This is a genomic window from Cryobacterium luteum (assembly GCF_900110125.1).
In the GTDB taxonomy this organism is placed as follows: Bacteria; Actinomycetota; Actinomycetes; order Actinomycetales; family Microbacteriaceae; genus Cryobacterium; species Cryobacterium luteum.
This window is the reverse complement of the sequence record NZ_FOCN01000016.1, coordinates 38,466-61,039: the sequence shown is the minus strand read 5'-3', so window position 1 is coordinate 61,039 and position 22,574 is coordinate 38,466. Positions and strand designations below refer to the sequence as shown.

The following is a 22,574-nucleotide window of genomic DNA, read 5'->3' as shown; positions in this document are numbered from 1 at the left end:
CAGGCGGTGCCAGAGGCGTTCCTGCACGGGTGGAGAGTTGGCGCCCCGCACGCCGCATGCACGCGGAAGACTGGCCCGATGATGCGAGGGCTGCGCACTCGACTGACCGCTGCGGGACTGGATGCCTGGGCCACGGTCCTGCCGACCGCGTGCAGCGGCTGCGGTGCCCTCGACCGCGCCCTGTGTTCAAGCTGCCGGTTGGCCCTGCTCCCGGCGGTGCATTCGGTCACGCGCGACGATGCACTCGTCTGGGCGGCCCTGAGCTACGAAGGGGTGGCCCGCCACGTGATCGCCGCCTACAAAGACGGTGGTCGAACGGATGCCGCCGGTGCGCTCGCCGCGCCGCTGCGAGCGGCCATCGTGGCCGCGCTCGCCGCCGTCCCGCGTGGGAACGGCGGCGGCATCCAGCTCGTCACCATTCCCTCGTCCCGCCTGGCCTGGCGCCTGCGCGGTTACCACCCGGTCGATGCCCTGCTGCACCGGGCTGGGCTGTACCCGATCCCGGCGCTCGCGCAGCGCGGGGAATCCGTCGACCAGGTCGGCCTCGGCCGCGCGGCGCGCGTCGCGAACAAAAGCAACAGCCTCGTCGCGCGGCATCCGCTCAATGGAACGAGGGTGATCCTCGTCGACGACATCGTGACCACCGGTGCGACCCTGCTCGAGGCGCGGCGCGCCGTGTTCGCTGCGGGCGGTATCGTCGTCGGCCTGGCCACACTGGCGCAAACACGGCGTCGGCTGCCTCCGTCTTCGAGCTCTGGGCAAACTGATCGACAAATACTGTGACATATCTCACCGCCACGGCTACGGTGGAGACAAAGGCGCGCAATGATCGCCCGGTTTTGGGGCGGTCCGCCAAACTGGAGGTCGTCATGGAAACTAACATCGTCGGACGCAACCTGGGGATCACTGATCGCTTCCGCGAGTACGCCACGGAGAAGGCCGAGAAAATCGCCCTCCTCGCCGAGAAAGCCCTCGCGCTCGAGATCAAGGTCAGCCGCCACCACGAGAAGAACGGTGCTGCCGCCGGCAACGATCGAGTCGAACTCACCCTGATCGGCAAGGGTCCTCTGGTGCGGGCCGAAGCTGACGGATCCGACAAGTACGCCGCTTTTGATGTGGCTCTTGGCCGTCTGCTCGAGCGGGTTCGCCGGGCCAAGGACCGCAAGAAGGTGCACCGCGGCGGCGCCCACCGTCCCACCTCACTGCACGAGGCGTCCGCTGTCGGTTTCAGCGTCATCGACATCACACCGGCCAACCCGGAAACTCTCGAACGGGTACGCACCGGCGCGATTCCCATCGTGCAAGCGGATGCTCCCGCCGTCGCCGAAGAGGAAGAATACTGCCCCGTCGTCATCCGTCGCAAAGTCTTCGCGGCAGCCCCGATGTCCGTTGACGATGCCCTGTACTTCATGGAGCTCGTCGGCCACGACTTCTACCTATTCCAGGACCTGGAGACCAAACGTCCCAGCGTGGTGTACCGGCGTAAGGGCTGGGACTACGGGGTCATCGAACTCGACGGTTCGGGCGAGGAGCTGCAGGAGGCTGTGCCCGTTGCCAGCGGGCGTGCCAACTGACCAACTAGCATTGCCTTAGCCGCCGACCAGGTCGGTGCTCTGGCATCTGCCAGACGAGAGGTGCAGGCGTGTGCTGCGGTAGTTCGATTGGGCTGCCGCAGTACCTGCCCGCACCGTTTGACTAGTGGAGTACATTCGTGGCGTCAATTCTTGAAAAGGTTCTTCGTGTTGGTGAAGGCCGCGTTCTGCGCCGCCTGGAAAACTATGCGAAAGCCATCAACGCGCTGGAAGAAGACTTCCATGAGCTCACCGACGACGAGCTGAAAAACGAGACCGTCACCCTGCGGGAACGGTACTCCAATGGCGAATCGCTCGATGACCTGCTGCCGGAGGCCTTCGCTGCCGTGCGGGAGGCCAGCACCCGCACCCTGGGGCTGCGTCACTTCGACGTGCAGCTCATGGGCGGAGCAGCCCTGCACCTCGGCAACATCGCCGAAATGAAAACCGGTGAGGGCAAGACCCTCGTCGCCACTACCGCCGCGTACCTCAACGCGATCAGCAGCCGCGGCGTGCACGTCATCACGGTCAACGACTACCTCGCGAGCTATCAGAGCGAACTGATGGGTCGCGTCTTCCGCGCTCTCGGCATGACGACCGGATGCATCCTCTCCGGTCAGACCCCGGCGCAGCGTCGCGAGATGTACGCGGCCGACATCACCTACGGCACCAACAACGAATTCGGCTTCGACTACCTGCGCGACAATATGGCCTGGCAGGCCAGCGACATGGTGCAGCGCGGACACTACTTCGCCATCGTCGACGAGGTCGACTCGATCCTCATCGACGAGGCACGCACCCCGCTGATCATCTCCGGGCCGGCGTCGGGTGAAGCGAACCGCTGGTTCAACGAATTCGCCAGCCTGGCCAAGCGTCTCGTCGCCGACGAAGACTTCGAGGTCGATGAGAAGAAACGCACCATCGGCGTGCTAGAACCCGGCATTGAAAAAGTTGAGGACTACCTCGGCATCGACAACCTCTACGAGTCGGCCAACACACCGCTGATCTCCTTCCTGAACAACGCCATCAAGGCCAACGCCCTGTTCAAGAAAGACAAAGACTACGTCGTCATGAACGGCGAGGTGCTCATCGTTGACGAGCACACCGGCCGTATCCTCATGGGACGACGGTACAACGAGGGCATTCACCAGGCGATCGAGGCCAAGGAGGGCGTTGCGGTCAAGGCCGAGAACCAGACCCTGGCCACCGTCACCCTGCAGAACTATTTCCGCCTGTACTCGAAAATTTCCGGCATGACCGGAACAGCCGAGACCGAAGCCGCCGAGTTCATGAGCACGTACAAGCTCGGTGTCGTCGCCATTCCCACCAACAAGCCGATGCAGCGCATCGACCAGTCCGACCTGATCTACAAGAACGAAGAGTCCAAGTTCCGTCAGGTCGTCGAAGACATCGTCGAACGCCACGAAGCCGGCCAGCCGGTTCTGGTCGGCACGACGAGCGTCGAGAAGAGCGAATACCTGTCGCGGCTGCTCGCCAAGAAGGGCGTGCGCCACGAGGTGCTCAACGCCAAGAACCATGCCAGGGAGGCCGCGATCGTCGCGCAGGCCGGCCGGCTCGGTTCGGTCACCGTCGCCACCAACATGGCCGGTCGTGGTACCGACGTGATGCTCGGCGGAAACGCCGAATTCCTCGCCGTCGCCGAGATGAACGGCAAAGGCCTCAGCCCGGTCGAAACGCCCGACGAATACGAACTCGCCTGGGACGACGTCTTCACCGCGGTGAAGGCCGACGTCGCCGAAGAAGCGGAGAAAGTAATCGCGGCCGGCGGACTCTACGTGCTCGGCACCGAACGGCACGAGTCGCGCCGCATCGACAACCAGCTGCGCGGTCGCAGCGGGCGTCAGGGCGACCCGGGCGAGAGCCGGTTCTACCTGTCGCTCACCGACGACCTCATGCGGCTGTTCAACGCCGGTGCCGCCGAGGCCCTCATGGGCCGGCAGGGCGTGCCGGACGACATGGCGATCGAATCCAAGGTGGTCAGCCGAGCCATTCGCAGCGCCCAGTCCCAGGTCGAGGGGCGCAACGCTGAGATTCGCAAGAACGTGCTCAAGTATGACGACGTGCTCAACCGGCAACGCGAGGCCATCTATGGTGACCGCCGCCACATCCTCGAGGGTGACGACCTGCACGAGCGCACCCAGACCTTCCTCACCAACGTCATCGACGAGGTGCTCGATGTGCACGCCGGCGACGGCAATGGAGATGATTGGGACTTCGATGCCATGTGGACGGAACTCAAGACCCTCTACCCGGTGGGCCTGACCATCGACGAGGTCGTTTCCGAGGCCGGCGACAAGGGCAGGATCAACCGCGACTTCATGCGCCGTGAGATCCTCTCCGACGCCAAGCTCGCCTATTCACGCCGCGAAGAGTCCCTCGGGGCACCCGCTATGCGCGAACTGGAGCGCCGCGTCGTGCTCTCGGTGATCGACCGTCGCTGGCGCGACCACCTCTACGAGATGGACTATCTGAAGGACGGCATCGGACTGCGCGCCATGGCCCAGCGTGACCCGTTGGTGGAATACCAGCGCGAGGGTTTCGCCATGTTCCAGCAGATGATGGGTCAGATTCGTGAGGAAACCGTCGGGTTCCTGTTCAATCTCGACGTCGAGGTGACCGCCGGTGCCGGTGCCGTCGCCGGACCGGTCGTCGCGGCCAAGGGACTCGCCCCGGCCGACGCCCCCGAGGAGAAGCTCAGCTACACCGCACCGAGCGATTCCGGCGGAGTCGAGGTGCGCAACCAGCGCGGCCAGATCCAGCAGGCCGCCACGGACCGGGCCAGGCGCACAGCCACCGTCGCGGCGAGCGACGACGAGCCGGCCGAAGCCGCCGGCCCGCCCCAGCGGGGAGCGTTTGGGCAGAAAACTGAGGGCGCAGCCCCGGTGAATCGGGCCGAACGCCGCGCCCAGGGCAAGAAGACGACCTAACGCGTCGAACACCCCGGTGACGCACGCCCAACCGCGGGCGCGTGTCACCGGGCCGTGGGCTACATGTGCCGGTGGTGCATCACAAGACGACGAGCACGGTGCCGCGCAGATGCCGGGTCGCGCCTTCCACCCGCAATGAGACGACATGCGGTCGGCGTTTGTCGTGCACCAGAATGACGGCGTCGAAGCCGCCGGTGGCGGTCGGTGACAGAGTGACGTGTTCGATCCAGAGCATCGGGCGGTGGGCGACGGTCCCCGTGACTGCTCTGGCCCGGGCCGCGATCGAGACGCGAACACGAAGATGGGCGTAGACGTCGTCGGTGACCCAGCGAGCAATCTGCTCGAGATTCCTGGCCCCGGCGATGATCTCGACAGCGCTCAGGGCGAGGGAGCGCAGGAACCGCTCCGCTTCGAGCGGTAGCGCGGGAACGATCGCTTGCGGGGCCGTGCCGGGACCGTCGGGACGCTGTTCCCCTCGGTCATCCCGCAACCGCGGAGCGCTGAAACCCGGTGATGTCATCGTATCTCCTGCCATCGAACCTGCAACTTCTCTGGCGCAAAACCTAAGCAGCCCGGTCGGAGCGCTGTCGAGCGCTTAAAGAGCCTGTGTATAAGGCCAGCGAGAATGCTCGGTGTCGGCTACTTTCTACCTGTGCGCTGGGATGATCTGTTTGACGACCTCGAAGGGCAGCTCGACCGCGCGCTGAGCTCCGCGGCAGCTGACCTCAGCCTGCAAGCGGAACGCCAGCGCCTGGAAAAACTCTCCCTGCGCACCCGGATCAGCAACGTCCTGCGTTCCGCCGGTGTCGGCGGTGCACTTCAGATCCGCGTGGTGCTGGTGACCGGCGAGACTCTCACCCTCCGCCCGACGACGCTCGGGCTGGACTGGCTGGCGGCCGACCTGCCCGGTGCGGCCAACAATCCGGTGGAGTGTGTGATCCCGCTGTCGGCCGTTGCCGGTGTGTTGCTGACCGAACAGCAGAGTCAGGCCTCGCTCGCCATCGAGTCAGAGGCCGCCGGCAGGCAGACCGAACGCGTCGGATTCCCCTTCGTGCTGAGCAGCCTGTGCCGCCGACGACGCACCGTGGAACTCCATACCAAGGGCGGTGTCCTGATCGGCACCATCGACCGGGTGGCGCGTGACCACCTCGATCTGGCGGTGCATCCGCTGGGAACCTTGCGCCGCACGCCCGACGTTTTGCACTACAACCTGGTCCCGTTCTGGCAGATCCATATCGTTCGCCTGCACTAGTGCCCACTCGTTCCGCCCACCTATTCAGCAACCCGATACCGACAAGCGAGGAAACGGATGAAAACACCCCGTCCCACCCGCACGCGCCGCCGATTCTGGGTCGATCCCCGATTCGTCATCGGTCTGGTACTCGTCGCCGCGTCGATCGCGGGAGTCGGAATGATCGTCGCCGGCAGTGATCGCACCACGGCGGTCTACACCGCACGGCACACGCTGACCGTCGGCGACCATCTGAAGACAGCCGACGTCACCCTGACCCGCGTGCAGCTCGGCGGCGCGACGGACCTGTATCTTGTGCCCTCAGCGGACCTGAAGGGTGGGCTGCTGGTCACCCAGACCATTCTGGCCGGCGAACTCGTGGCCCGGTCAGCGGTCGGTGACTCGTCGGGGAGCGACGTCACCAGCGTCGTCGTCGACATCCCCGGCGGACTGGCCGGGTCCATCTCGGCCGGATCCGTCGTCGATATCTGGTCGGCGCGCGCGACCGGACCAAGCGAATACGCGCCGCCGACGATCCTGGTGGGGCAGGCCGTCGTCGTGCGTATCGTCGAACCGACCGGCATCATCGCGGCTTCCAGCGGCCAATCGGTCGAGATGCTCGTGCCGAAGGCCACGGTGGGCGCGGTGCTCGAAGCCGTCATGAACGGCGACGCCCTCGCAATCGTTCCCGTGAACACCCCGGCAGGTGCGTGATGGCCCGGCTCGCGCTCGTTCTGGACCGGGCCACCGAACAGCGCATGCTGTCCGACATCATCGACTGCAATCACAGCGTGGTCACGCGCGTTGACACCGCCCGCGAATTTCTGGAGACTCTCTCCCACGGACAGCCGCACGTCGTGGTGGTCAGCGGCCGCCGGGAATCATTGACCGGTCAGTTGATCGCCGCCTGTGACGAACGCGGAATCCGGGTGGTCGCCCTCACCGCGACGGAACAGGAACGGCGCCACGCCGGCACGCTCGGCCTCTACGAAACGGTAGCGATCCCCTGCGACTGGTCGAACATCGAGGACCTGCTTGTGTCGGGCGTCGTCGTTCCGTTGCGTGTGGGGGAGCGGCAACTCACCGGCGGCGCGCTCAATACCGGTTCGGTGATCGCGGTCTGGGGGCCGTCGGGCGCTCCCGGACGGACCACCCTCGCCATCAACATCGCCGCGGAAATCGCCGCGGCCGGCCACACCGTGGTGTTGGCCGACCTCGACACCTACAGTGCCTCGATCGCACCGAGCCTCGGCATGCTCGATGAGGCACCGGGCTTCGCGGCCGCGTGCCGGCTGGCCGGCAGCGACAGCCTGAACCAATCGGAACTGGAACGCATCGCTCAGCGGTACAACTCGCCCAAGGGCGCCTTCTGGGTGCTCACCGGCCTCGGCCTGTCGTCACGCTGGCCCGAACTCTCCACGGAGCGCGTCACCCGCACCATCGACGCGCTGCGGCACTGGACGGATTACGTGGTGCTCGACACCGGCTTCAACCTCGAGAGCGACGAAGAGTTGTCCAGCGACCTTCGGGCACCCCGCCGCAATGCGGCCACCATCACGGCCCTGCGCGTGGCCGATCACGTCGTCGCCTGCGGGCTGGCCGACCCGGTCGGCATGGCCCGGTTTCTGCGCACCTGGAGCGACCTCACCGAAACGATCGGGAGCACCACGGTCAGCGTCGTGATGAACCAGGTACGGTCGAGCGCTGTCGGGCTGAATCCACGCGGTCAGGTGGCGGCCATGCTGCTGCGTTACGGCAGTATCCAGGATCCCGTTCTGGTGCCGCACGACCAGGGAGCCCTCGACGTGGCGATACTCACCGGTCGCACCCTGCGGGACGCGAGCCCGAAGTCTCCGGTGCGCCTGGGCATCCGTCGTTTTGTGTTGGAAGAACTCATCGTCGCTCCGGCTCAGGCATCAAAGCGGATGCCGCGGCGCGCGTGGTGGCCCGCCCGCAAGGCGGCCCCGGCGCAGTGACCGGATCAATTCCGCAGCGGGACCACGTCGACACTGCCGCCGGCACCCACGACGACCAGCACGCGCGGTGCTGTCACTCCCGCGAAGGCCAGCCTGAGGCGCTCGACCGACGGCAAAGAATCAGCGGGCGAGTCAGCGCGCGACCAGACGGTTATGGCGGCTCCGGTCAGATCGGCGATGAGGTCACGCAGTGCGGTCGGGTCTCCGGCCGTGACCAGGATCACCCGGTGGATGGCACGGCCTGGCAGGCCGGCCGCGGCCAGGGCCGACCGGTCCCGTCGCCAGACCGAGAAGTGGTATCCGGCGGCGAGGCCGGTGGCGACGAGCAGCCCGAGCGGTGCTCGCACCCGGTCGAGCAGGCTCTGCCCGCTCAGATCGTCGAGGGCGAACTCGAACACCCGGTAGCCGATCACGAGCAGGGTGATGATCGCCACGATCGCGCTGAGCCCGAAGATCAGAATGAGGTAAACCCGGCGGCCCGTCACCTGCGCGAACACCGGATCGACCGGGCGCAGCGGCTTCCAGGTGGCCCACCAGACCGGGCCGCCGACGAGTGCCGCGCTGAGGCCGCCGAGCAGCAGTGAGCGGGTGTCCGACCCGACCACGACCGGTGCCAGGCCAGCCAGCAGGGCGTTGACCACGATGCCCAGCCCGGTCGCGGCCGCCACCAGTCCGAAACCGGAAACGACGAGGCTCGCGGCCAGCCGACTCAGCACCGGGCGCTGCCGCAGCAGGCCGTGGTGGTAGGACCAGACCAGGGCGCCCACGAGCGCCGCCGCGATGGCGGTACCGACCGGGTCGAGAATATCGTTGAGCGAGGACTCCCGGGCGAAAGCCAGCCGGAGCAGCACGAACAGCACCGTTCCCGTTCCGACCAGAGTTGTGGCGGCTGCGGCGGCGATACCCACGACGATGAGCACGAGATCGGCCAGTACGCCGCGCACCAGCTGGGCGTGCTCACGCATCCACTGCCACCACCAGATCAGGCCGCCGCCGAGCAGCCAGACGCCGGCCTGCAGCGTCAGCCGCCACCACGGGTCGCCGACGGCGGTCGAGAAGAGCAGGGCGTCGACGGCCGCGTTCACCACGGACGCCACGGCGGTCACTGCGCCGACGGCCCCGATCAGCAGGCCGAAAATCGCGCCGAGGATCGGCGCGACGCCGGTCAGCCGGGTGGGGCTTTTGGCGTGATGCCGGGACATCCACCGGTGACAGGCCCAGACCAGAGCCCAGACCAGCGCGATCGCGAAGCTGCGCGGCTGCCAGTCGGTGCGCACCAGCGCGGCAAGGGTCGAGAGCAGGGCCGAGGTCGCCGTCACGAGCGCAACAGTCTGCATGCCGGCGAGGTACAGCCCCCAGGCGATCGACTCACGCTCCGCGCCGGCCAATCGCCGCCAGAGCACCCACCACAGCAACGAGGCGAACGGGCCGGCGATCAGGGTGAAGGCCAGCGACCGCGCCAGCGCTGACACATCGCTCCCGGCCAGGTTGGGGCCGGTCGGGAGATTTCCGGTGTCGAGGAGGCGTCCCAGAAGGCCGCTGAGGCCGATCGCGCCGATGACCACCAGCGCGAACAGCAGAACGTACACCACCACTCGGCGCGCAGCCGGGGCCGAGGCGCTGCCGGGTTGCCCGGCTGATCGGCGCACGACCACAACGATGGCGGTGATGCCGGCGCCCAACACGACGAGAAGAACGAGGAGAACCAGAACGGACATTATCGCGTCGCCGTCATGTCGTCACGATCATTTCGTCAACGTCGGGTTCGGGCAGATGGTGAGCTCCCACGGGGCCTGAGCGATCAACCAGTCGCCGTCGACCCTGACCAGGTCGAAGTTGCTCTCGAACTCATACTCGGAGGCACCGAATGGACCGTCGTCGTAGGAGGTGACCAGCGACACGATGACATCGGCCGAATCGGGACGAACCGTCGTGGACACCAGGACGACCCGCAGGTTGTCGGTCGGACCGCGCTCACCCTGGCTGCAGCCCACCGCGGCGTCCTCCGTGAGGAATGCGGCAACGGCCGCCTCATCACCGTCGATCACGGCCGCGGAATAGGCCTGCACCACGCCTTCCGGAGTGGTCGGATCGAGCGTTTCCGGTGCCCCCCGCGTGAAGACCACAACAAGAGAGACGAGCACGAGGACGCCGATGATGCTGAGGATGAGAATCAAGGTGCGATCCTTCGGTGCCGGCGTCGTGTGCATGATCACATCATGGACCCAATTTTGTACTGCCACCACAGCGGGCTTCGGGGAAGCGCGCGGGGATCTAGGCTAGTGAGGGTGTCGACTCTCAGTGATCTCGTACTTGCCCAGGGCCGCAGCAGCGCGGAAGATGTGGACTGGCTGCACATGCTCGTTGCGGACGGCCAGCTGCTGGCTGACCTCGCCTTCGCGGATATCGTCGTGTGGGTTCCGACGAGTTCCGGCAACTTCGTGGCGGTCGCGCACGCGCGCCCGTCGAGTGCCGCCACCCTGTTCTATCGGGACTTCGTCGGTCAGCAGGTCAAGGCCGAGTGGCGCAATCAGGTCACCGAAGCGTTCGAGACCGCCAAGATCGTCGATACCACGGCCCCCGACTGGTACGAGGAAACTCCCACTCGGGTGCGTGCCATCCCGGTGCTGCGTCGGCTGAGCACGACCGGTGCCGAGGTGGCGCCTTCCCCGGTGGCGGTGCTCACCCGCCACACCAACCTGAGTGAGGCACGTACGCCGAGCCGTCAGGAGCTCACCTTCAACGACTGCGCAAACGATCTGTTCGCCATGATCGCCTCCGGGGACTTTCCCGACCTCGGCGCCCCGACCGGGCCGCGCCGCGGCGCCCCGCGCGCATCGGACGGCCTGCTGCGGCTCGATGTCGACGGCCTGACCACCTTTGCCAGCCCGAATGCGCTCTCCGCATTCAACCGCATGGGCTTCGCCGAGGAACTCGAGGGCGAGTCGCTCGCTGAAGTCACCACCGGCCTGCTCACCGGCACCGCCGTCGTCGACGAGTCTCTGCCCCTCGTGGTTACCGGGCGCGCGCCGTGGCGCACCGATATCGAAGCGCGCGGGGTGACGGTGTCGCTGCGCGCGATTCCCATTCGCAACCGCGGCGAACGGGTCGGCGCGATCATTCTCTCCCGAGACGTCACCGAGCTGCGGCATCAGGAACGGGAGCTGATCACCAAGGATGCCACCATTCGAGAGATTCATCACCGGGTCAAGAACAACTTGCAGACCGTCGCGTCGCTGCTGCGCATCCAGGCACGGCGCACCCAGTCCGACCGCGCGCGCGAGGCGCTGACCCAGGCGATGCGGCGGGTCGCGGCCATCGCGGTCGTGCACGACACCCTCTCGGAGGGGCTCAGCCAGATTGTCGACTTCGACGCCGTCTTCGAACGGGTGCTGCTGCTGACGGTGGAGGTCGCATCCGCTCACAACACCACCGTGCATCCGAAGTCCTTTGGCAGTTTCGGAACGCTGCCGAGCGCGTACGCGACACCGCTCGCGCTCGTGCTGACCGAACTCGTCACCAACGCGGTCGAGCACGGCCTGGCCGGACGCGAAGGTGAGGTGTCGATCGAGGCGCAGCGCAGCGACGAGACCCTCACCGTGATGGTGCGCGACACCGGCGCCGGCCTGCCGGAGGGCAAGGTCGGTTCGGGCCTCGGCACGCAGATCGTGCGTACCCTCATTCAGGGCGAACTCGGCGGCACTATCGACTGGCACACCATGATGGGCAGCGGCACCGAGGTCACCATCGAGATCCCCCTGCGTTTCATGCAGGAGAATTAGCCCCGCCTTTTTCGTGGACGGGGCCCGGGCCCCGTCCATGGGCCCAGTTTAGAAACTGGGCCCACGTTCATAGGGTGGGCCCAGCAAGCGGATGCCGGTCGCGCGGCCGGAACGGACCGTGGCACTTCCGGAGACGGCCCGCGTGGACATGTTTCCGGGCCCGGTCCCGGAAACTGGGCCCAGATTAGATCATGGGCCCGGTTGCATAAGGTGCGCCCGGCAGCGGATGCCCGTCGCGCGCCCCGGGGGCGCCGCACGAGGGCGCCGGCGGGCATAAAAAAGCGAGCCCAGGCCCTTCCGGGAATACCGGAGGGCCGTAGGCTCGCGTTCTGTCGGTGCGCTGGCTCGCTAGGAGGCGCGGCGGGCGCGTGCGGCGCGGCGCTTGAGCGCGCGGCGCTCGTCTTCGCTCAGACCGCCCCAGACTCCGGAGTCCTGGCCGGTCTCGAGGGCGTACTGGAGGCACACCTCGGTGACGTTGCATCGAGCGCACACCGACTTGGCCTTCTCGATCTGGTCCACAGCGGGTCCAGTGTTACCGACCGGAAAGAAAAGTTCCGGGTCAGCGGTGAGGCAGGCAGCTTTATCGCGCCAGTCCATAGGGATGCTCCTTTTATTACATGGGTGCACGGCCGATTGGCCAGAGTTGCAGGGGTGATGACCGGTTGCAGGAAGATGGGATCTGCGCGATAACCGCGTTGAAACAGCTCACGTCCCTGTGAGCGTCAACCGGGCCTCAAATATCGTCCCATAATAGAGGTATCAAATCAATAGTTTTGTATGGCTTTTCGCTGTGAACAGCGGCTCTGGTACAGGGCGCCCAGCCTGGATTGACCTCCAGGCGCTTCGTCGTGCCCCCATGTTGGGGGTGTTCATCGTGCTGCTCACGCTGGAAGCACTCGCCCTCTGGGTCTTGAGCGCCTGGTGGGTGCTCGAACTGCTCATCGACACCCCCAACTCGGTAGGCGCCTCGCTCGCCCTGCTGGCCCTCACCGTGGTCGCTGCCGTGTGGGTCAGCGCCATCACCGTCGGGGCACTGCGTCGACGGCCGTGGATTCGCGGTGCCGCCGTGACCTGGCAGCTCGTGCAGGTCATGATAGCCATCGGCTGTTTTCAGGGGATCTACGCCCGGCCCGACGTGGGCTGGGCGCTGCTGCTGCCCTCGATCATCGTGCTCGTGCTGGTCTTCAACCCCCGGGTCGTTGCCGCGACCAGCCACGAGCCCGAGTCCGAAACCGACTGACCGGCTGGGCCCAGAGCGGCCGTGTGCGGGCCGTGACGGCCCGGTCGCTCAACCTCAGGCGTCGATGCCGAGCTTCTTGCGCAGGCTCGCGACGTGCCCGGTGGCCTTCACGTTGTACAGCGCGTGCGTGATGACGCCGGCCTCGTCGATCACGAAGGTCGACCGCAGCACGCCGGTGACGATCTTGCCGTACAGGTTCTTCTCGCCCCACGCGCCATACGCGCGGTGCACGGCGAGGTCGGTGTCGCTGAGCAGCGGAAAGTTGACCGCATCGTGCTCCTGGAACTTCTTAAGCTTGGCCGGGGCGTCTTTGGACAGGCCGAGCACCTGATAGCCGGCCGACTTGAGTGATCCGAGGTTGTCCCGAAAGTCGCAGGCCTGCGTTGTGCAGCCGGGGGTCATCGCCGCCGGGTAGAAGTACACGACGACCTTGCTGCCGGCGAAACCGCTCAGCGAAACGGATGCCCCATCCTGGTCGGTCAGAGTGAACTGGGGGGCCGTGTCGCCGACTGCGAGGCGTGCTGAATCCGTCATGTTTCCATCGTATCCGCGGCCGACCTGGCGAGCCGGCTCAGCGGGCGGGCGCGAACGTCGCGAGCAGGCGCTGCAGCGAGTCGAGGCGCACCCGGCCGGTGTCGCCGAGCTCGTCGGCCTCGACGGCATCGACGATCGCGCAGTCCGGCGAGCCGGGCAGGTGGGTGCAGCCGCGCGGGCAGCGCTCGGCGATCGCAGCGAGGTCGGTGAACGCCCTGAGGATGTTGTCGGTGTTGATGTGGCCCAGGCCGAAGGACCGCACGCCGGGGGTGTCGATGACCCAGCCGCGGCCGGCATCCGTTTGCAGGCGCAGTGACACGGTCGACGACGAGGTGTGGCGTCCGCGGCCGGTCACGGTGTTGACGACGCCGATGGCCCGGTTGGTGCCGGGCACGAGCGCGTTCACGAGGGTGGATTTGCCGACGCCGGAGTGCCCGACGAAGACCGTGTCGTGCCCGATCAGCGCCGCCGAGATCGCCTCGATCGGCATGCCGCCCTCACCGCTCTGGAACACGGGCAGGTCGAGGCCGGCGAAGTTGGCCAGGAACGCGGCCGGGTCGGCGAGGTCGGTCTTGGTGATGCACAGAATGGGCTTCACGCCGGCGTCGTAGGCCGCGACCAGGTAGCGATCCACCAAGCGGATGCGCGGCTCCGGGTTGGCGGCCGCGACCACGATGAGCATCTGGTCGGCATTGGCGACGATCACGCGCTCGACGGCGTCGGTGTCGTCGGCGCTGCGCCGGAGCAGGGTGTCCCGCGGCACGATCCGTACGATGCGAGCCAGGCTGCCCTCGGCGCCGGTGGTGTCGCCGACGATGTCGACGCGGTCGCCGTTGACGACGGCCTTCTTGCGCAGCTCGCTCGCCCTCGCGGTCGTAATGCGCCGTTCGGTGGGCAGGTTCTCGTCGAGCATGACGGTGTAGCGTCCGCGGTCGACCGAGAGGATGCGTCCGGTCAGGGCGTCCTGATGGCTCGGCCGGGTCTTGGAACGGGGCTTACTGCCCTTACGGCCGGGGCGCACGCGCACGCTCGACTCGTCGAACTCGGGTTCGTCGTCGTCGGCCGAGGACCACCAGGTGTCGCCGGCCTCCCCGGCCAGGTCGTCGGCCTCGCTGTGCCGGCCGGAGGCTGGATCGAGGTCACTGTCGCCTCGGTCTGAGGCGGGCGGAAGCGCGGCCATTTACAGTGCCGCTTCGGTGAGCATCGCGTGCCACAACTCGGGAAACTGGGGGAGGGTCTTGGCGGTCGTGCCGATGTTCTCCACGTCGACACCGGCCACCGCGAGCCCGATCAGCGCGCCGGCCGTGGCCATGCGGTGGTCGTCGTAGCTCAGCCACTGCCCGCCGTGCAGGGGAGCCGGCTCGATCTGGAGGCCGTCGGGCAGTTCGGTGACGTTGCCGCCGAGCCGGTTGATCTCGGTCGCGAGGGCGGTGAGACGGTCGGTCTCGTGGTTGCGTATGTGTCCGATGCCGGTGATCGTGCTGGGAGTCTCGGCCAGGGCGGCCAGCGCCACGAGGGTGCAGGCGAGTTCGCCGCCGGTGGAGAGATCCAGCGCGACGCCCTGAATGTGCTCGCCGCCGGTGACGGTGAGGCGGTCGCCGACCCGAGTGACGGTGGCACCGAAGCGTGGCAGCAGTTGCTCGAGGTCGGCGCCGACCTGCGTGGTGTGGGGCGGCCAGCCGGTGATCGTGACGCTGCCGCCGGCCACGAGCGCTGCGCAGAGGAACGGCGCGGCGTTGGAAAGGTCGGGTTCGAGGTCGACTGTTCGGCCGGCGAGTTCACCGGGTTCGATGATCCATTCGCCGACGTTGGGAGTGGCCACGATCACTCCGCGGGCGCGCAGGACCTCGATGGTCATCTCGATGTGCGGCAGGCTCGGCAGCCGGTCGCCCGAGTGGGTCAGGTGCAGGCCCTGCTCGAAGCGGGCGCCGGCCAGCAGCAGCCCGGAGACGAACTGGCTCGACGTGCCGGCGTCGATGGTCACGGCGCCGCCGGTGACCGCTCCACGGCCGTGCACGGTGAACGGGAGGGCGCGCTTGCCGTCATCGTTGATGTCGCCGCCGAGGTCGCGCAGCGCCCCGATGATGGGACCCATCGGGCGCCGGCGCGCACCGGCATCACCGTCGAACGTGGTCGGGCCGAGAGCGAGGGCAGCCAGCGGCGGCAGAAACCGCATGACGGTGCCGGCCAGGCCGCAGTCGATCGTGGTAGACCCGAGCAGTTCGACCGGCGGGGTCACGCGCAGGTCGGCGCCGAACGCGCCCGCACCGGGGACGGCCTCGATCGTGGCGCCGAGTTGCCGCAGCGCGTCGACCATGAGGTCGCTGTCGCGAGAGTGCAGCGGCGACCGCAACAGGGACGGTTCACTGGCCAAAGCGGATGCCACCAGCTCCCGGTTGGTCAACGATTTCGAGCCCGGCAGGGCCAGGACCGCCTGCAGGGGGGCGGCGGTGGTCGGCGCCGGCCACCAGGCATCCGCTTCGGTCGGTGAATTGTCGCCGTACGGATCGAACTCCGGCTTGGAATATCTCGAGATCAACATCGGTTATCAGAATAGTCGGTGATAACAATCTGAGGGAGATCCGTAACGGTGTCAATGCTGTTGGAACGACCCCCGGCTGTGGGTATCAGCTTAGAATTGCCCGTGATGACTTCAGACACGCCGGTTTCCGCTGAACACCCTTCGAGCAGCGACCCAGAACTCACGCCTCCTGCACCGACCAAGGCCGAACTGCGCGAGCAGACCCGCGGATTGTTCGAAGAGCAGGCGCTGCCTTTTCTCGACCAGCTCTACGCGGCGGCCATGCGCATGACGCGCAATCCGTCCGACGCGCAGGACCTCGTGCAGGAGACTTTTGTGAAGGCCTTCGCCGCTTTCGCGCAGTACGAGCAGGGCACCAACCTCAAGGCGTGGCTGTACCGCATCCTCACCAACACCTTCATCAATCAGTACCGTAAGAAGCAGCGCGAGCCCTATCAGGGCACCATTGACGACCTCGAAGACTGGCAGCTCGGCGGCGCCGAATCAACCACGGCCACGTCGGGGCGTTCGGCCGAGGCCGAGGCGATCGATCATCTGCCCGACAGTGCCGTCAAGGACGCCCTGCAGTCCATTCCCGAAGACTTCCGACTCGCCGTGTACTTCGCCGACGTCGAAGGGTTCTCCTACCAGGAGATCGCCGAAATCATGAAAACCCCTATTGGCACCGTGATGAGCCGCCTGCACCGTGGCCGGCGACTCCTGCGCGAACTGCTGGCCGGCTACGCGGCTGAGCGCGGGCTGGGCCAGGGCCAGAAAACATCCAGGAGCGCAGACAAATGACCGATTGTGGTTGCGAGAAGGCCAAGGCCGAGCTCGAAGAATACCTGCACAACGAACTTCGCAAAAATGATGCGGCCGACATTCAGGAGCACCTCGCCAGCTGCCCCGACTGCAGCAGCGAGCACCTTGTCGGGCGCACCCTGACCGAGGTGATGCAGCGTGCCTGCAAGGAGACCGCGCCGGAAGACCTGCGCGATCAGGTCCTGATCAAATTGCGCGCCCTGCAGGCCTCGCACTAGTCAGCGCGGCGACGGTTCGACCTGGCCGAGAAGGAAAGCGGCGCCGGTCGCATCGGTTAGCTGGGCGACGGTTCGGAAATCGGAAATCCCAGGGCTCCCGCAGCACCGTGCCGCCCGGTTCGGGCATCCGCGCTGCGGCCGCCCGAATGTCGGCAACGCCCAGATAGACCTGCCAGCGTGACGGCACGCCCTCCGGCAGTATGGCGTCGGCGTCGTACACTCCGCCCGTCATCGACTCGACGTGGTCGAAGGTGCTGTACCGAAAATCGGCCGTGTCATTGAGCAACGGATACAGCAATGGAGGGTGACCGCAGTCACCCTCCATTGCCGCATCGGTGTCGCTGTTACAGCGTCAACGCCTCGCGCTGCAGCTTGGCCTGCTCGATCGCGTGGCGCTTGGCCGAACCGGCGGCCGGAGAGGCCGACGCGGGACGCGAGAACAACCGCATGGCGCGCGGGCCGAGCTTGCTGGTTTCCAGGTAGAAGAACGGCCAGGCTCCCTGGTTTTCCGGCTCGTCCTGCACCCAGGCCAGTTCGGCGTTCGGATACTGGGCGGCCACGTTCTTCAACTCCACGGCGGGAAGCGGATAATACTGCTCGACACGCACGAGGGCGATCTCGGGGTTCGGGTTCTTGTCGAGTTCGTTCAGCAGGTCGTAGTAGATCTTTCCGGCCATGAACAGAACGCGCTTGACGGCGTTCTTGTCGCTGATGCGGGCATCGTCGATGACCGTCTCGAACTTGCCACTGGTGAGTTCGGCCACGGCGCTCGTCGCGCCGCGCAGACGCAGCATCGATTTGGGCGTGAACACGATCAGCGGACGGCGCGGGCGCATGTATGCCTGGCGGCGCAGCAGGTGGAAGTACGACGCAGGCGTCGACGGGCGCGCTACGGTCATGTTTTCCTCGGCACACAGCTGCAGGAACCGTTCGATGCGAGCCGACGAGTGGTCGGGCCCCTGGCCCTCATACCCGTGGGGCAGCAGCAGCACGACGGATGACCGCTGCCCCCACTTTTGCTCGGCAGACGAGACGAACTGGTCGATGATGGTCTGCGCGCCGTTGGCGAAGTCACCGAACTGAGCTTCCCAGAGCACGAGGGCGTCGGCGCGTTCCACCGAATACCCGTACTCGAAGCCCATGGCGGCGTATTCGCTCAGCAGCGAGTCGTAGATCCAGAACCTGGCCTGGTTGTCTTTCAAGTTGGCCAGCGGCAGCCATTCCTGGCCGTTCACCCGGTCGTGCAGCACCGCGTGACGCTGCACGAACGTGCCGCGGCGGGCATCCTGGCCGGCGAAACGCACGGGGGTGCCCTCCACCAGCAGCGAACCGAGTGCGAGCAGTTCGCCGAAGCTCCAGTCGATGTTGCCGTTGCGGCTCATGTCGAGACGCTTCTGCAACAGCTGCTGCAGCTTGTTGTGCACGGTGAACCCGGCCGGCTTGTTGTTGAACGCGTCACCGATGAGCTGGATGACGCTCTCGGGAACACCGGTCGTCTCCGGCTCGCCGGCGGCGTCTTCTCTGGCCTGCGCTTCAGACTCGGCCTTGGCCGCAGCGGCCATCTCCGGAGTGATGATCGGAATCGACGCGGTCTGCGCGGCGTGCGTCTCCATGAAGGCGCGCTCGAGGCGGTCCTGGAAGTCGCGGTGAGCGGCTTCGTATTCTTCCTCTGTAATGTCACCACGGCCGACAAGCGCCTCGGTGTAGAGCTTCCGCACGCTGCGCTTGGCCTCGACCAGGTTGTACATCAGCGGCTGCGTCATCGAGGGGTCGTCGCCCTCGTTGTGACCACGACGGCGGTAGCAGATGAGGTCGAGGACGACATCCTTCTTGAATTCCTGGCGGTAGGCGAACGCGAGTTCGCCGGCACGCACGACGGCTTCGGGGTCATCCCCGTTGACGTGGAAGATGGGTGCCTGGATGGTCTTGGCGACGTCGGTCGCGTAGACGCTGGTGCGGGCATCCTGCGGCAGGGTCGTGAAACCGAGCTGGTTGTTGACGACGATGTGCACGGTTCCGCCGGTGCGGTAACCGCGCAGCTGGGACATCTGCAGGGTTTCGAGCACGACGCCCTGGCCGGCCATCGCGGCGTCGCCGTGGATGAGGATGGGCAGGGTGGAGAAGGTGCCGATCGGCTTGCGGTCCTGCTTGGCCCGCACGATGCCCTCGAGCACGCCGTCTCCGGCCTCGAGGTGGGACGGGTTGGCGGCCAGCGACACCGGGATCTCCGCGCCGTCCTCACCGCGGAACATGCCCGTGGTGCCGAGGTGGTACTTCACGTCGCCGGAACCGTGCACGGTGCGCGGGTCCTGCGTTCCCTCGAACTCGCGGAAGATTTCGCCGTAGGTCTTGCCGGCAATGTTGGTGAGCACGTTCAGACGACCGCGGTGGGCCATGCCGATCGCGACCTCGTCGAGGCCCTGCTCGGCAGCGCCCTGCAGAATGGTGTCGAGCAGCGGAATGGTGCACTCGCCGCCCTCGAGGCTGAAACGCTTCTGCCCGACGTACTTGGTCTGCAGGAACGTCTCGAAGGCTTCGGCCTCGTTGAGCTTGGCGAGAATGCGCATCTGCTCGTGGTGCGTGGGCTTGACGTAGGACTTTTCCATCTTCTCCTGCACCCACTTGCGCTGGGCCGGGTCCTGGATGTGCATGTACTCGATGCCGGTGGTGCGACAGTACGAGTCGCGCAGCACACCGAGGATGTCGCGCAGCAGCATCTGGCGCTGCGAACCGAATCCGCCAGTCACGAAGGAGCGGTCGAGGTCCCAGAACGTGAGTCCGTGGGTGGCGATGTCGAGGTCGGGGTGACTGCGCTGCGAGTACTCCAGCGGGTCGATGTCGGCCATCAGGTGGCCGCGCACGCGGAACGAGTTGATCAGTTCCTGCACACGAGCGGTCTTGTCGACGGCGCTCGTGAGGTCGACGCTGATGTCCGGTGCCCAGTGAATCGGGTCGTAGGGAATGCGCAACGCCGAGAAGATCTCTTCGTAGAAGTTGTGCTGGCCGATCAGCAGCTCGTGCACAATCTTGAGGAACTCGCCCGAACCGGCGCCCTGAATGACGCGGTGGTCATAGGTGCTCGTGAGGGTGATGGTCTTGGAGATGGCCAGGCCGGTGAGCGTCTTGACGCTCGACCCCTGGAATTCGGCCGGGTAGTCGAGGGCGCCGGCGCCGATGATGCAGCCCTGACCCTTCATCAGACGGGGCACCGAGTGCACGGTGCCGATGCCGCCCGGGTTGGTCAGCGACAGGGTCGCGCCGGCGAAGTCGTCGGCGGTGAGCTTGTTTTTGCGTGCGCGGGTGACGAGGTCTTCGTAGGCGGCGAGGTATTCGCCGAAGGTCATCGTGTCGGCGCGCTTGATCGCCGGAACGAGCAGGGCGCGGGTGCCGTCGGGCTTGGGCATGTCGATGGCCAGGCCCATGCCGACATACGCGGGGGCGACGACGGAGGGCTTGCCATCGACCTCGTCGTAGTACACGTTCTGGCTGGGGAACATCTTGAGCGCGCGAATCAGCGCCCACCCGATGAGGTGGGTGAACGACACCTTGCCGCCGCGAGCCCGCTTCATGTGGTTGTTCATGACGATGCGGTTGTCGATGAGCAGTTTGGCCGGAATGGTGCGCACGCTCGTGGCGGTCGGTACGGTCAGGCTCGTGACCATGTTGGTCGCGAGGGACTTCGCCATACCGCGCAGCGGTGAGACTTTGTCGTTCTTGACCGGTTCGGACTCATCGGTGACGACGGCCTGCGGGCTGGTGACGGGAGCGTCGGCGGGAACCGGGGCCGGCTTGGGCGCACTCGACGTGGTGCGGGCCGTCTTCTGGGTCTCGGTGACGGTGGCCGGCGCTGCTGTCGGCGCTGCAGCGACGGGCGCTGCTGCCGGGGGAGCGGATGCTGCCGGCGGGGCCGCCTGCGGAACCGTCACGGCAGCCGCCGGGGTGTTGGCGGTCTGGTGGTAGCTCTCGAGCACGGGCCACCACGATTCATCCACCGACTGCTTGTCGATGAGAAATCGTTCATACAATTCGTCAACGAGCCACTCGTTTGCTCCGAATTCGCCTGACGTTGTCTCGTCAGAAGCTCCACCGGTTACCTGGCTTGACACCGTGGGATCGCCCACTCTCTGCTTTGAATTTGGATGCCCTCGGCGCGGTCATTCGCCGGGCAATCTGCGTTTTCAGTGCGGCTGTCGCTGACGATATCGACCGTCAGGTCAGTCTGCCCATCTAGCCTAATCCCATCCCGCGCGACCATGAACACCCCCCTGAACGGCTAGCGTTCTTGGTATGCAGTTCTATGGAACGACGCCCAGCCACGATTTGACCTATTCCGACGTGTTTCTGGTGCCAGGTCAATCGGCCGTCACCAGCCGTTTGGACGTCTCACTGGCCCCGAATGACGGCACCGGAGCCACGATCCCGATCGTGTCGGCGAACATGAACTCGGTCACCGGTCCGCGACTGGCGGCCTCGCTCGCCCGGCGTGGCGGGCTCGGGGTGCTGCCGCAGGACATGCACCTGCAAGACCTGGACGCGGCCATCCGCTGGGTAAAAGACCAGTCGGTTCGTTTCGACACGCCGTTCGTGTTCGCCCCGGACGACACCGTGGAACGCGCACTACGTCAGGTTCCGGCCGTGGCCGGGCAGGGCATCGTAATTCATTCCGACAGCGGTGACTACCTCGGCTGCATCGTCGCGAGTCGTCTGGCGACCGCTCTGCCCGATGCTCGCCTGGGCGACCTGCTGCACGGTGAACTGACCGCGCTCGACGCCGATGACGTCGACGGACCGCGCCGCGCCTTCGACCTGATGACCGAGGCCGATATCGACTTCGCCCCGGTGCTGCACCACGGCGTCGTCGTCGGAACGCTCAGCCGCAAGAGCGCCCTGCGCTCCACCCTCTACCAGCCGACCCTCGACACGCACGGCCGGCTCAAGGTCGCCGCGGCGATCGGCATCAACGGCGACGTCGCCGCGAAAGCCAGGGCGCTCGCCGCCGCCGGCGTGGACATCCTCGTGATCGACACCGCGCACGGCCACCAGGACGGCATGTTGCGTGCGCTCGGCATCGTCGCCGACCTGAACCTCGGGCTTCCGATCGTGGCCGGCAACGTCGTGACGAAGGACGCCGTGCGCGACCTGGTCGGAGCCGGCGCCACGATCGTCAAGGTCGGAGTCGGCCCCGGCGCCATGTGCACCACCCGCATGATGACCGCCGTCGGCCGGCCGCAGTTCTCCGCGGTGCTCGAAACGGCCACCGCCGCCCGCGAACTGGGGGCACACGTCTGGGCAGACGGCGGGGTGCGCTACCCGCGGGACGTGGCGCTGGCGCTGGCTGCGGGCGCGGCATCCGTCATGATCGGTTCCTGGTTCGCCGGAACGGCCGAAGCTCCGGGCACCCTCAATACGGATGCCCGCGGCGCGCTGTACAAGGAAAGCTGGGGAATGGCCTCGACCAAGGCCGTTCAGGCACGGTTCGAGCGCCTCGACGCCTACGACCTCGCCCGCAAAACCCTGTTTGCGGAGGGGATTTCAAGCTCGAAGATCTACCTCGACCCGCTGCGGCCGTCGATCGAGGACCTGCTCGACATGATCACCTCCGGGGTACGTTCCTCGTTCACCTACGCCGGGGCCACCTCTGTCGCCGATTTTCACGAGAAGGCGCTCGTGGGCATCCAGTCGGCCGCCGGCTATGAAGAGGGCAAGGCGCTGCCGGTTTCCTGGTAGCGCT

The 22,574-nt window shown here is 66.6% G+C and carries 19 protein-coding genes; 11 read left to right on the top strand and 8 right to left on the bottom strand.

Annotated elements, in window-relative coordinates; genetic code table 11:
• Positions 1 to 78: 78 nt before the first annotated feature.
• The 3 genes from BMW72_RS14150 to secA all read left to right on the top strand — a co-directional run bounded on the left by BMW72_RS14150 (position 79) and on the right by secA (position 4,519).
• Complete coding sequence (locus tag BMW72_RS14150; RefSeq protein ID WP_092111629.1) at positions 79 to 783, top strand: ComF family protein; 705 nt, start codon at positions 79 to 81, stop codon at positions 781 to 783.
• Positions 784 to 869: 86 nt separating this feature from the next.
• Positions 870 to 1,574, top strand: a complete 705-nt coding sequence (hpf, locus tag BMW72_RS14145; RefSeq protein ID WP_092111664.1) for a ribosome hibernation-promoting factor, HPF/YfiA family — start codon at positions 870 to 872, stop codon at positions 1,572 to 1,574.
• 137 nt (positions 1,575 to 1,711) lie between these two features.
• Positions 1,712 to 4,519 (top strand): preprotein translocase subunit SecA, encoded by a 2,808-nt coding sequence (gene secA / locus BMW72_RS14140; RefSeq protein WP_092111627.1) that lies wholly within the window; start codon positions 1,712 to 1,714, stop codon positions 4,517 to 4,519.
• Between the two features lie 79 nt (positions 4,520 to 4,598).
• Here secA and BMW72_RS14135 read toward each other — a convergent pair whose 3' ends face one another.
• Entirely contained in the window at positions 4,599 to 5,039 is a 441-nt protein-coding gene (locus BMW72_RS14135; RefSeq protein ID WP_092111625.1) for an Rv3235 family protein, read from the bottom strand.
• 105 nt (positions 5,040 to 5,144) lie between these two features.
• Between BMW72_RS14135 and BMW72_RS14130 the strand changes: the two genes are divergently transcribed.
• The 3 genes from BMW72_RS14130 to BMW72_RS14120 are packed head-to-tail and all read left to right on the top strand — an operon-like array spanning position 5,145 to position 7,726.
• Positions 5,145 to 5,771: a hypothetical protein gene (locus BMW72_RS14130; RefSeq protein ID WP_092111622.1), complete on the top strand. Its 627-nt coding sequence runs from the start codon at positions 5,145 to 5,147 to the stop codon at positions 5,769 to 5,771.
• A 57-nt stretch (positions 5,772 to 5,828) separates the two neighbouring features.
• Positions 5,829 to 6,464: a hypothetical protein gene (locus BMW72_RS14125; RefSeq protein ID WP_092111621.1), complete on the top strand. Its 636-nt coding sequence runs from the start codon at positions 5,829 to 5,831 to the stop codon at positions 6,462 to 6,464.
• Entirely contained in the window at positions 6,464 to 7,726 is a 1,263-nt protein-coding gene (locus tag BMW72_RS14120) for a CpaE/TadZ family protein (protein WP_092111619.1), read from the top strand. Before BMW72_RS14125 ends, BMW72_RS14120 begins: the two co-directional genes overlap by 1 nt.
• 5 nt (positions 7,727 to 7,731) lie before the next feature.
• Here the strand turns inward: BMW72_RS14120 and BMW72_RS14115 are convergent, their stop codons facing one another.
• Both BMW72_RS14115 and BMW72_RS14110 read right to left on the bottom strand, forming a co-directional pair.
• Positions 7,732 to 9,444 (bottom strand): DUF5671 domain-containing protein, encoded by a 1,713-nt coding sequence (locus BMW72_RS14115; RefSeq protein ID WP_241984088.1) that lies wholly within the window; start codon positions 9,442 to 9,444, stop codon positions 7,732 to 7,734.
• A 27-nt stretch (positions 9,445 to 9,471) separates the two neighbouring features.
• On the bottom strand, positions 9,472 to 9,936 hold the full coding sequence (locus BMW72_RS14110; protein WP_092111660.1) for an LpqB family beta-propeller domain-containing protein: 465 nt from the start codon (positions 9,934 to 9,936) through the stop codon (positions 9,472 to 9,474).
• A gap of 78 nt (positions 9,937 to 10,014) precedes the next feature.
• Here BMW72_RS14110 and BMW72_RS14105 point away from each other — a divergent pair, with 78 nt between their 5' ends.
• Positions 10,015 to 11,508 carry a sensor histidine kinase gene (locus BMW72_RS14105; protein WP_092111617.1) on the top strand — a complete coding sequence of 498 codons (1,494 nt, stop codon included), beginning with the start codon at positions 10,015 to 10,017 and terminating at the stop codon, positions 11,506 to 11,508.
• A gap of 348 nt (positions 11,509 to 11,856) precedes the next feature.
• Here BMW72_RS14105 and BMW72_RS14100 read toward each other — a convergent pair whose 3' ends face one another.
• The gene (locus BMW72_RS14100) at positions 11,857 to 12,105 is read right to left on the bottom strand and encodes a WhiB family transcriptional regulator (RefSeq protein ID WP_035837005.1); all 249 of its coding nucleotides are present in this window, start codon (positions 12,103 to 12,105) and stop codon (positions 11,857 to 11,859) included.
• Positions 12,106 to 12,364: 259 nt separating this feature from the next.
• On the opposite strand from BMW72_RS14100, the gene BMW72_RS14095 reads away from it, so the two are divergent.
• The gene (locus BMW72_RS14095) at positions 12,365 to 12,748 is read left to right on the top strand and encodes a hypothetical protein (protein ID WP_092111615.1); all 384 of its coding nucleotides are present in this window, start codon (positions 12,365 to 12,367) and stop codon (positions 12,746 to 12,748) included.
• Positions 12,749 to 12,802: 54 nt separating this feature from the next.
• Here the strand turns inward: BMW72_RS14095 and bcp are convergent, their stop codons facing one another.
• From bcp to aroA, 3 genes are read right to left on the bottom strand one after another with little or no spacing between them, the layout of a single operon-like run.
• A complete protein-coding gene (bcp, locus tag BMW72_RS14090) occupies positions 12,803 to 13,282 on the bottom strand; it encodes a thioredoxin-dependent thiol peroxidase (RefSeq protein ID WP_092111613.1) in 480 nt (159 codons plus the stop codon).
• Positions 13,283 to 13,319: 37 nt separating this feature from the next.
• On the bottom strand, positions 13,320 to 14,462 hold the full coding sequence (rsgA, locus tag BMW72_RS14085) for a ribosome small subunit-dependent GTPase A (RefSeq protein ID WP_092111611.1): 1,143 nt from the start codon (positions 14,460 to 14,462) through the stop codon (positions 13,320 to 13,322).
• A complete protein-coding gene (gene aroA / locus BMW72_RS14080) occupies positions 14,463 to 15,824 on the bottom strand; it encodes a 3-phosphoshikimate 1-carboxyvinyltransferase (protein WP_092111610.1) in 1,362 nt (453 codons plus the stop codon). It lies immediately after the preceding gene.
• Between the two features lie 105 nt (positions 15,825 to 15,929).
• Here aroA and BMW72_RS14075 point away from each other — a divergent pair, with 105 nt between their 5' ends.
• Both BMW72_RS14075 and BMW72_RS14070 read left to right on the top strand, forming a co-directional pair.
• Positions 15,930 to 16,604 carry a sigma-70 family RNA polymerase sigma factor gene (locus BMW72_RS14075; RefSeq protein ID WP_092111608.1) on the top strand — a complete coding sequence of 225 codons (675 nt, stop codon included), beginning with the start codon at positions 15,930 to 15,932 and terminating at the stop codon, positions 16,602 to 16,604.
• Entirely contained in the window at positions 16,601 to 16,843 is a 243-nt protein-coding gene (locus BMW72_RS14070; RefSeq protein ID WP_092111606.1) for a zf-HC2 domain-containing protein, read from the top strand. Before BMW72_RS14075 ends, BMW72_RS14070 begins: the two co-directional genes overlap by 4 nt.
• A gap of 344 nt (positions 16,844 to 17,187) precedes the next feature.
• Here BMW72_RS14070 and BMW72_RS14065 read toward each other — a convergent pair whose 3' ends face one another.
• Positions 17,188 to 20,949 (bottom strand): multifunctional oxoglutarate decarboxylase/oxoglutarate dehydrogenase thiamine pyrophosphate-binding subunit/dihydrolipoyllysine-residue succinyltransferase subunit, encoded by a 3,762-nt coding sequence (locus tag BMW72_RS14065; RefSeq protein WP_092111658.1) that lies wholly within the window; start codon positions 20,947 to 20,949, stop codon positions 17,188 to 17,190.
• Between the two features lie 181 nt (positions 20,950 to 21,130).
• Here BMW72_RS14065 and guaB1 point away from each other — a divergent pair, with 181 nt between their 5' ends.
• Positions 21,131 to 22,570 carry a GMP reductase gene (guaB1, locus tag BMW72_RS14060; protein WP_092111604.1) on the top strand — a complete coding sequence of 480 codons (1,440 nt, stop codon included), beginning with the start codon at positions 21,131 to 21,133 and terminating at the stop codon, positions 22,568 to 22,570.
• Positions 22,571 to 22,574: the final 4 nt, after the last annotated feature.

What these genes read in the sequence shown, in the direction of transcription:
- aroA (WP_092111610.1), bottom strand. Translation starts at nt 15,824, where the DNA reads ATGTTGATCTCGAGATATTCCAAGCCGGAGTTCGATCCGTACGGCGAC.
- BMW72_RS14115 (WP_241984088.1), bottom strand. Translation starts at nt 9,444, where the DNA reads ATGTCCGTTCTGGTTCTCCTCGTTCTTCTCGTCGTGTTGGGCGCCGGC.
- guaB1 (WP_092111604.1), top strand. Translation starts at nt 21,131, where the DNA reads ATGCAGTTCTATGGAACGACGCCCAGCCACGATTTGACCTATTCCGAC.
- BMW72_RS14130 (WP_092111622.1), top strand. Translation starts at nt 5,145, where the DNA reads ATGCTCGGTGTCGGCTACTTTCTACCTGTGCGCTGGGATGATCTGTTT.
- BMW72_RS14070 (WP_092111606.1), top strand. Translation starts at nt 16,601, where the DNA reads ATGACCGATTGTGGTTGCGAGAAGGCCAAGGCCGAGCTCGAAGAATAC.
- BMW72_RS14150 (WP_092111629.1), top strand. Translation starts at nt 79, where the DNA reads ATGATGCGAGGGCTGCGCACTCGACTGACCGCTGCGGGACTGGATGCC.
- BMW72_RS14075 (WP_092111608.1), top strand. Translation starts at nt 15,930, where the DNA reads ATGACTTCAGACACGCCGGTTTCCGCTGAACACCCTTCGAGCAGCGAC.
- BMW72_RS14120 (WP_092111619.1), top strand. Translation starts at nt 6,464, where the DNA reads ATGGCCCGGCTCGCGCTCGTTCTGGACCGGGCCACCGAACAGCGCATG.
- BMW72_RS14095 (WP_092111615.1), top strand. Translation starts at nt 12,365, where the DNA reads ATGTTGGGGGTGTTCATCGTGCTGCTCACGCTGGAAGCACTCGCCCTC.
- BMW72_RS14135 (WP_092111625.1), bottom strand. Translation starts at nt 5,039, where the DNA reads ATGACATCACCGGGTTTCAGCGCTCCGCGGTTGCGGGATGACCGAGGG.
- BMW72_RS14110 (WP_092111660.1), bottom strand. Translation starts at nt 9,936, where the DNA reads ATGCACACGACGCCGGCACCGAAGGATCGCACCTTGATTCTCATCCTC.
- bcp (WP_092111613.1), bottom strand. Translation starts at nt 13,282, where the DNA reads ATGACGGATTCAGCACGCCTCGCAGTCGGCGACACGGCCCCCCAGTTC.
- BMW72_RS14100 (WP_035837005.1), bottom strand. Translation starts at nt 12,105, where the DNA reads ATGGACTGGCGCGATAAAGCTGCCTGCCTCACCGCTGACCCGGAACTT.
- BMW72_RS14125 (WP_092111621.1), top strand. Translation starts at nt 5,829, where the DNA reads ATGAAAACACCCCGTCCCACCCGCACGCGCCGCCGATTCTGGGTCGAT.
- hpf (WP_092111664.1), top strand. Translation starts at nt 870, where the DNA reads ATGGAAACTAACATCGTCGGACGCAACCTGGGGATCACTGATCGCTTC.
- rsgA (WP_092111611.1), bottom strand. Translation starts at nt 14,462, where the DNA reads ATGGCCGCGCTTCCGCCCGCCTCAGACCGAGGCGACAGTGACCTCGAT.